Raw genomic sequence first — 7,501 nt, forward strand, 5'->3', positions numbered from 1 at the left:
CCGGGCTGCCCGTCGCGCGCGTCGAGCACCTGCTCGGCCGGTACGGCTTCTGCGTCGAGGAGGTGCTCGCGCTGATCGAGGCCGACCCCGGCCTGGGCGAGCCGATCCCGGGGGCGGAGGGCTACCTCAAGGCCGAGGCGGTGTACGCGGTCACGCACGAGGGCGCTGCACCTGGAGGACGTCCTGGTCCGCCGCACCCGGGTCTTCATCGAGGAGCGGGACCACGGGCTCGCGGCGGCCCCCGAGGTCGCCGCGCTGATCGCGCCCGCTCTCGGCTGGGACGAGGACCGGACGCGCGCGGAGGTCGACGCCTACCGTTCGGGCGTGGAGGCCGACCTGGCGGCGCAGCGCGAGTGGGACGACGCCGCGGCCAACGCCGTACGCCTCGCGGCGGCGGCCCGGGCGCGTAACGTGGCCTGACTCACGGTTCGCCTCCACGCCGGCGGACCTGCCGGCGTAATCCGTGCGAGGACCGGGATCTAGGATCGGGCCATGACCTTGACCGCGCGCGACGTCGACCGGTTCGAAGCCTCCAGGCCGCGCCTGGAGGCCATCGCCTACCGCCTGCTGGGCTCCGCCGGGGAGGCGGAGGACGCCGTGCAGGAGACGTTCCTGCGCTGGCAGGCGGTTGACGCCGACCGCGTCGAGATCCCCGAGGCGTGGCTGACGAAGGTCCTCACCAACCTGTGCCTCAACCAGCTCACCTCCGCCCGGGCACGCCGCGAGACCTACGTGGGTCAATGGCTCCCCGAGCCTCTGCTCGCGGGGGACCCGATGCTCGGCCCGGCCGACACCGCCGAGCAGCGCGAATCGGTCTCATACGCGGTGCTCACCCTGATGGAGCGCCTGTCGCCGAACGAGCGGGCGGTGTACGTGCTGCGGGAGGCCTTCGACTACCCCCACCGGGAGATCGCCGAGATCCTCGACATCACCGAGGCCGCCTGCCAGCAGATCTTCCATCGCGCCAAGAAGCACGTCGCGGACGGCAGGGCCCGCACCGAGATCGACGGGACCGCCGCCCGGCGGATCGTCGAGGAGTTCCTGACGGCCGCCAGGAACGGCCGGATCGAGTCGCTCGTGCGCCTGCTCACGCAGGACGCCGTCGCGGTCGGCGACGGCGGCGGGAAGGTCCCGGCCCGGGCCAAGGCGTTCGAGGGCGCCGTCGCGGTCGCGAAGTTCGTGTGGGGTCTGCTCAAACCCGCCGCCGCCAAGCGCGCCCTGGTCGGAGGAAGCCCCGAGGTGTACACCTGGACCGCCAACGGCGAGCCCGCCCTCGTGGCCGTCGTCGACGGCCGGGTCGTCGGCGTCGTGTGCCTGGAGGTCACCGCCGGGGGCATCGCCGCGTTGCGCAGCCAGATCAACCCCGACAAGCTCGAACGGGCGACCGCGCGCTGGGCGGCGGCCCCCGATCATGGGCAACCCCTGTTCGAAGCCTTCTGAACGCCCGCTTGCATCAGCTGGCGACCGGCCAGGACCTCGAGCGCCGGTCCTGAGCGGGATGTTCGCGGGCACCGGCGTCGAAGTGGTGATCGCGAAGGTCACCGGCGTCGACGTCGGCCGCAGGACCGTCACCGTCGCCGGTGCGAACGGCACGGCGGAACTCACCTACGACACGCTCGTCTACGCCCTCGGCAGCGGCTGGAACGCCCAGGGCGTCCCCGGGGCGGCCGAGCACGCCTACGAGATCGCCGGCCGCGCCGGAGCTCTCCGGCTGCGCGAGCGCCTGTCCCGCCTGACCGAGGGGCAGGCCGTGGTCGTCGTCGGCGGCGGCCTCACCGGTATCGAGGCCGCGGCCGAGATCGCCGAGGCCCGCCCGGACCTCGACGTCGCCCTCGCCGCCCGCGACGGCCTCGGTGACCGGCTCTCGCCTGTCGACGGCACCGGACAGATCGTGGTCGACGGGACCATGCGCTCGGTCTCCCACCCCGACGTGTACGCCATCGGCGACGCGGCCATGGTGATGGGGCCGGGGAACAAGCCGCTGCGGATGTCCTGCGCCTCGGGAACGCCGACCGCATGGCAGGCCGCCGACGCCATCGCGGCACGCCTGACCGGCGGCCCGCTCCCGAACGCGTCGATCCGCTACTTCAACCAGTGCATGTCGCTGGGCCGCAAGGAGGGCCTGATCCAGTACGTCACCGCCGACGACCGCGCCGTGCGGGCGGTGCTGACCGGACGCCTCGCCGCCGTCTACAAGGAACTGATCTGCAAGAGCGCCGCCTGGGGTGTGGCCAACCCGACGCCCGGGCTGCCGGCCCGGCGCCGTCCCGTCACGCGGCAGCGTGGCGTGGCGGGCCCGGCCGTCAAGGAACCGGCGTAGCGCGCGGGTGGCCCGGCGCGTGCCCGGGCCACCCCCACGCCTACGGCGTCACACGAGCAGCGATGATGTTCGCGCACCTCAGGGACGCGGTGTGCGTGGTGTCCACTTCCAGGTCGTAGACCACACCCTCGTGAACCATCTTCGCCTGCGTCGCGGCCATCCCCGGGACCCGGTCCCCGCGGGCCCTCTCACGCTCGGCGGCGACCGCGCTGTCACACTTGACGCCGACCCACAGGACGTCCAGCCCGCCGAGAACGCGCTGCCAGCGTCGCTGGGTCCACGCCGCGCCGAGGAACACGTCGTCGATGATCACCGGGGCTCCGGCGCGGACCATCGCCGCGATGCCCTCCATCCACGCCGCCTGGAGCGCCATGAACTCCGGCCCGACGTCCACCCCGCCGTCGGGGGCGAACTCGACTCCCGCGTCCGTGCCCTGCAAGGACCGGGGCATCGCCTCGATGAGCGAATCGACCCCGAACGCGAGCCACGGCCGCGGCAGGACGGCCTGCAGGTGCCGCACGATCTCGGATTTGCCCGCGCTGGACCCGCCGTTGAGCACGATCACCTGAGTGGTCACGGCGTCCACGGTAGAGGGCCCGTCACGGAAATTCGACACCATTTCCCGGCTGACGCCGGCCGGTCCGCGTGAGCACCTCGAGAAGGCGCGCGGGGGTGTCCACCACGGCGACGACGCCGGGGGCGGCGAACTCGGCCGCGTCGCCGAACCCCCATGTCACGGCGACGCATCGCACGCCGCACTCGGCCGCGCCGGCGACGTCCTCTCCGCGGTCACCGATCATGACGGCCGCCTCGGGCGTCGCGCCGAGGACGTCGAGCGCGTGGCGGATGACGTCCGCCTTGTGCCGCCGGGACCCGTCCAGCGTCGCCCCGGCCACGTACGAGAAGAAGCCGTCGAGCCCGAAGTGGACCAGGATCTTCTCGGCGTAGACGGCCGGCTTCGACGTCGCCACGGCCAGGGTCCGGCCGCCGGCGACGAGCGCCTCCAGCACGGCGGGGATGCCCGCGATGACCTCGTTCTCGTACATGCCGCCCGCGGTGTAGCGCTCGCGGTACGCGTGGACCGCGTCGGCGACCCGGTCCCGCGGCACGCCGAGCCGGAGGAAACCGTCCTGGAGCGGAGGGCCGATCATGGCGCGGAGCCGCGCGTGCTCCACCTCCGCGACCCCGGTCGCGGACAGGGCGTGCCGCATCGAGGCGACGATGCCGGCCTCGGGATCGGTCAGCGTGCCGTCGAGGTCGAAGAGGCAGTACCGGGTCACGTGCGGGGTGTCCCTTCGGGGTCGGATGAACGAGCTCAGGCGAGCACGGCGTCGAGCAGCAGGGATCCGGCGCCGAGCAGGGCGGCGTCGGGGCCCGACCGGGTGGGGGAGATCTCCAGGTCGCGGGTGGCCAGCGGCAGGCACCGCTCGTACACCGCCGCGCGGATCGAGGCGATCAGCGGCTCGGCCGGCGACAGGCTGCCCCCGACCACGATGGCGTCGGGATTGATGAAGTTGACCAGCACGGTGAGCACCTCGCCGATGAGCCGCCCGGCGTTGCGCACGAGGGCGGTGGCCTCGGGCACCCCGTTCTCGACCAGCGCGACGACGTCGGCGGGCCGGCGCACCTCGATGCCCTGCTCGCCCAGCACGCCCATGAGGGCCGCGCCGCTGGCGTAGGCCTCCAGGCAGTCGTCGTGACCGCAGGAGCAGGTGACCGACGAGTCGCTCCTGACCCGCACGTGGCTGATGTCCCCGGCCGCGCCGCGCCCCCGGTGCAGCGCGCCGTTCACGATCACGCCGCAGCCGATGCCGCTGCCGGCCTTGAGCACCATCAGCGTCTCGCACTTGGGCCACGCCCTGGCCTCCCCGGCCGCCATCAGGTTGGCGTCGTTCTCCACCAGCACCGGCAGGTCGAAGTGCGCGGCGAGGCGCTCCGCGACGGGGAAGTTGTTCCAGCCGGGCATGCGCGAGGGCGCGACGACCCGGCCGGTCGCCGGGTCGACGGGCCCGGGAACGCCGGTGCCGACGCCGCGGAGCGGGACCCCGGGCGGGCCGTGCGCGGCCAGCAGGTCCTCGAACGCGGCGGCCATCCAGTCGATGGTCGCCTCGGGTCCCTCCTGGATGTCGCAGGGGCGCTCCTCGACCACCAGCGGGGTGCCGCTGAGGTCGAGGAGGCCGAGCCGCGCGTGGTGCGCGCCGAGGTCGGCGACCGCGAGCAGTCCCGCGCTGGGGCTGAGCCGCAGCCGCCGGGGTCGCCGGCCGCCGCGCGAGGTGCCCGCGCCCTCCTCCACCAGCAACCCGCTGCCGATCAGTTCCTCGACGCGCAGCGAGACGCTGGAGGCCGCCAGGCCGGACAGGCGGGCGAGCTCGGCCCGCGATTCGGCGTGGCCCGCGGCGACGAGGCGCAGGAGGTCGCCCTGCGCCCCCCGCACCGGCAACCTCTCTTTGCCTGGCATGGAGGAAGGAATACCACGTCTTGACTTTCTGCGCCATCGCGTTGACTTCGCCCAGAATCATCCATTACGGTCCGGCCTATCTTCGATTTCGAAGGAAGTTGGCGATGATTCGGGTACGAGGCCTCAACAAGTGGTTCGGTGAGCACCACGTGCTGCACGACGTCGATCTCGACGTGGCGCGCGGCGAAGTCGTGGTGGTGATCGGCCCCTCCGGGTCCGGCAAGTCGACGCTGTGCCGGTGCCTCAACCGGCTGGAGGCGGCGGACTCGGGCGAGATCCTCGTCGACGGCGTCCCCGTGCCCGAGGAGGGCCGCGCGCTGGCCCGGCTGCGGGCCGACGTGGGGATGGTCTTCCAGAACTTCAACCTCTTCCAGCACAAGACCGTGCTGGAGAACGTGATGCTCGCGCCGACGAAGGTGCGCGGCGTGAGCCGCGCCGAGGCCGAGCGGACCGCCCACGAGCTGCTGGCCCGGGTCGGCATCGCGGAGCAGGCCGGCAAGCAGCCCGCGCGGCTGTCGGGCGGCCAGCAGCAGCGTGCCGCCATCGCCCGCGCGCTCGCCATGCGGCCCAAGGTCATGCTCTTCGACGAGCCCACCTCGGCGCTCGACCCGGAGATGGTCGGCGAGGTCCTCGACGTGATGACGGGCCTGGCCGCCGACGGCATGACCATGGTCGTCGTCACCCACGAGATGGGCTTCGCGCGCCGCGCGGCCGACCGCGTGGTGTTCATGGACGGCGGCCGGATCGTCGAGACGGGAGAGCCGAACGCCTTCTTCGACTCGCCCCGCACCGATCGGGCCAGGGACTTCCTGGCCAAGGTACTCACGCACTGATCGCAAAGGATGGTGGACCCCGATGGTGTCCATTAAGCGGGTGGCCGCTGTCGCCGCCGTGGCGATGGCCGGCCTGACGGCCTGTGCCGGGACGGACTCGGCGAGCTCCGCCGTGCCGGGCGCGGCCCCGAGCGAGGGCGGCGGGAGCGGCGTGCTCGCCGGCGCGCCGGTGGCCGCCGCCGCGGACATCCTGCCCGGCTCGACGATGGAGAAGATCAAGCAGCGCGGCGAGCTGATCGTCGGGGGCTCGCTCGACGCGCCGCTGCTGTCCCAGCAGAACCCCGCGACCGGCGAGGTGGAGGGCTTCGACGCCGATCTCGGCAAGGCCCTGGCCAAGTACATCATCGGGCAGCCGAAGGTGAAGATCGTCAACTCGGCGTCCGAGACCCGCGAGGCGCTGCTGAGCAACGGCACCGTGGACGTGGTCTTCCAGACCTACACGATCACCCCGGAGCGGGCCGAGCAGGTCTCCTTCGCCGGGCCGTACTACTCCTCCGGCCTGTCCATCGCGGTCAAGAAGGGCACGACGGGGATCTCCTCGCCGCAGGACCTGAACGGCAAGACCGTCATCGCCGGGGCCAACACCCCCGCGATCCCCGCGATCAAGAAGCTCGCGCCGCAGGCGAAGATCATCACGTTCGGCGGCGACCCGGAGTGCGTCCAGGCGCTCAAGCAGGACCGCGGCGTCGCCTACGTCCAGGACGAGACGCTGCTCGTCGCGGACGCCAAGAAGGACCCCGAGCTGCAGGTCGTGAGCAAGCCGTTCACCGAGGACCCGTACGGCATCGGCCTCAAGCACGGCGACGACCAGTTCAAGTCGTTCGTGAACGACTGGCTGAAGAAGATCCAGGCCAACGGGGTCTGGCAGGGCATCTGGAAGAACTCCCTCGGCACCGTCGTGCAGGGCGAGGCCCCCACGCCGCCCGAGATCGGGTCGGTGCCGGGTTCCTGATGTCGGCGCTGCTTGATCACCTGCCCGAGTTCTGGCAGGGGCTGGTCGTGACCCTCCAGATGACCGCGGCGTCGTTCGTCGGCGCCGCGGCCGTGGGGCTCGTGATCGTGGCGATGCGGGTCGGGCCGGTCCCGGTGCTGCGCACGGTCGCGACCGTCTACGTCGAGACCCTGCAGAACCTCCCGCTGCTCGTGCTGCTCGTGCTCGCGGTCTTCGGCCTGCCCGAGATCGGGCTCAAGGCCGGCCTGACCACCACCGCCATCGTGGTGATCGCGCTGTACGAGGGCGCCTACATCGCCGAGGCCCTCCGCTCGGGGGTCAACGCGATCTCCTCGGGCCAGGGCGAGGCCGCCCGGGCGCTGGGGCTGACGTTCGGCCAGTCGCTGCGGCACGTCGTGCTGCCGCAGGCGCTGCGCACGGTCGTGCAGCCGATCGGCAACATCTTCATCGCGCTCACGATGAACACCTCGCTCGCGGCGGCCGTGGGCGTGGTCGAGCTGACCGCCGCGGCCAACCGGGTGAACCTGCTGGAGGCGCAGCCCATCCCGATCTTCGTCGGGGCCGGCCTCGCGTACGCCGCGATCGCCGCCTGCGCCGGGTTCGTCACCGGGCGGCTCGAACGGCGGCTGGCGGTGGCGCGGTGAGCAATCTGCTGTTCGACGAGCCGGGCCCGCGCGCCCGCCGCCGCATCCGCCTCGCCACCGTCGCGGGCGTGCTGGTGCTGCTCGCCCTGGTGGCCCTGGCCGTGCGCCAGTTCGCGGCCAACGGGCAGCTCGCCGCCGAGCGCTGGCAGCCGTACGCGACCTGGCCCATGTGGCGCTACCTGCTGGGCGGGCTGTGGTCCACCGCGCTGGCCGCCGTCGTGTCCGCCGCGATCGCGATGGCGGGCGGAATCGCCCTCGCGCTCGGACGGCTGTCGCGGCGCCGAGCCGTCCGCC

General features: G+C 72.8%; 8 protein-coding genes and 2 pseudogenes. 7 read left to right on the forward strand and 3 right to left on the reverse strand.

From position 1 onward, the window contains the following. Positions 1 to 5 precede the first annotated feature (5 nt). The 3 genes and pseudogenes from AB0J39_RS36600 to AB0J39_RS36610 all read left to right on the forward strand — a co-directional run. Positions 6 to 279, forward strand: a pseudogene (locus AB0J39_RS36600) (glycerol-3-phosphate dehydrogenase C-terminal domain-containing protein); the annotation flags it as partial. 213 nt (positions 280 to 492) lie between these two features. Then, positions 493 to 1,440: an RNA polymerase sigma-70 factor gene (locus tag AB0J39_RS36605; RefSeq protein ID WP_363473278.1), complete on the forward strand. Its 948-nt coding sequence runs from the start codon at positions 493 to 495 to the stop codon at positions 1,438 to 1,440. Positions 1,441 to 1,498: 58 nt separating this feature from the next. Further along, entirely contained in the window at positions 1,499 to 2,320 is an 822-nt protein-coding gene (locus tag AB0J39_RS36610; RefSeq protein ID WP_363473280.1) for an FAD-dependent oxidoreductase, read from the forward strand. Positions 2,321 to 2,360: 40 nt separating this feature from the next. Here the strand turns inward: AB0J39_RS36610 and cpt are convergent, their stop codons facing one another. Genes cpt through AB0J39_RS36625 form a run of 3 tightly spaced genes read right to left on the reverse strand, consistent with a single transcriptional unit; the run spans position 2,361 to position 4,778 of the window. Continuing rightward, positions 2,361 to 2,897, reverse strand: coding sequence for a chloramphenicol phosphotransferase CPT (gene cpt / locus AB0J39_RS36615; protein WP_363473282.1), 537 nt, complete (start codon positions 2,895 to 2,897; stop codon positions 2,361 to 2,363). Between the two features lie 22 nt (positions 2,898 to 2,919). Next, the gene (locus AB0J39_RS36620) at positions 2,920 to 3,600 is read right to left on the reverse strand and encodes an HAD hydrolase-like protein (protein ID WP_363473284.1); all 681 of its coding nucleotides are present in this window, start codon (positions 3,598 to 3,600) and stop codon (positions 2,920 to 2,922) included. Between the two features lie 35 nt (positions 3,601 to 3,635). Then, a complete protein-coding gene (locus AB0J39_RS36625; protein WP_363473286.1) occupies positions 3,636 to 4,778 on the reverse strand; it encodes an ROK family protein in 1,143 nt (380 codons plus the stop codon). A 104-nt stretch (positions 4,779 to 4,882) separates the two neighbouring features. On the opposite strand from AB0J39_RS36625, the gene AB0J39_RS36630 reads away from it, so the two are divergent. The 4 genes and pseudogenes from AB0J39_RS36630 to AB0J39_RS36645 form a co-directional block, all read left to right on the forward strand. Continuing rightward, positions 4,883 to 5,611: an amino acid ABC transporter ATP-binding protein gene (locus AB0J39_RS36630; RefSeq protein ID WP_363473288.1), complete on the forward strand. Its 729-nt coding sequence runs from the start codon at positions 4,883 to 4,885 to the stop codon at positions 5,609 to 5,611. Between the two features lie 22 nt (positions 5,612 to 5,633). Further along, the gene (locus tag AB0J39_RS36635) at positions 5,634 to 6,563 is read left to right on the forward strand and encodes a glutamate ABC transporter substrate-binding protein (protein WP_363473290.1); all 930 of its coding nucleotides are present in this window, start codon (positions 5,634 to 5,636) and stop codon (positions 6,561 to 6,563) included. Next, positions 6,563 to 7,207: an amino acid ABC transporter permease gene (locus AB0J39_RS36640; protein WP_363473292.1), complete on the forward strand. Its 645-nt coding sequence runs from the start codon at positions 6,563 to 6,565 to the stop codon at positions 7,205 to 7,207. Before AB0J39_RS36635 ends, AB0J39_RS36640 begins: the two co-directional genes overlap by 1 nt. Next, positions 7,204 to 7,501: pseudogene (locus AB0J39_RS36645) on the forward strand (amino acid ABC transporter permease); the annotation flags it as partial. The gene AB0J39_RS36640 and the pseudogene AB0J39_RS36645, both read left to right, overlap by 4 nt.

Source organism: Microbispora sp. NPDC049633 (assembly GCF_040675265.1).
GTDB lineage: Bacteria > Actinomycetota > Actinomycetes > Streptosporangiales > Streptosporangiaceae > Microbispora > Microbispora maris.

What these genes read in the sequence shown, in the direction of transcription:
- AB0J39_RS36630 (WP_363473288.1), top strand. Translation starts at nt 4,883, where the DNA reads ATGATTCGGGTACGAGGCCTCAACAAGTGGTTCGGTGAGCACCACGTG.
- AB0J39_RS36610 (WP_363473280.1), top strand. Translation starts at nt 1,499, where the DNA reads ATGTTCGCGGGCACCGGCGTCGAAGTGGTGATCGCGAAGGTCACCGGC.
- AB0J39_RS36635 (WP_363473290.1), top strand. Translation starts at nt 5,634, where the DNA reads ATGGTGTCCATTAAGCGGGTGGCCGCTGTCGCCGCCGTGGCGATGGCC.
- AB0J39_RS36605 (WP_363473278.1), top strand. Translation starts at nt 493, where the DNA reads ATGACCTTGACCGCGCGCGACGTCGACCGGTTCGAAGCCTCCAGGCCG.
- AB0J39_RS36640 (WP_363473292.1), top strand. Translation starts at nt 6,563, where the DNA reads ATGTCGGCGCTGCTTGATCACCTGCCCGAGTTCTGGCAGGGGCTGGTC.
- AB0J39_RS36625 (WP_363473286.1), bottom strand. Translation starts at nt 4,778, where the DNA reads ATGCCAGGCAAAGAGAGGTTGCCGGTGCGGGGGGCGCAGGGCGACCTC.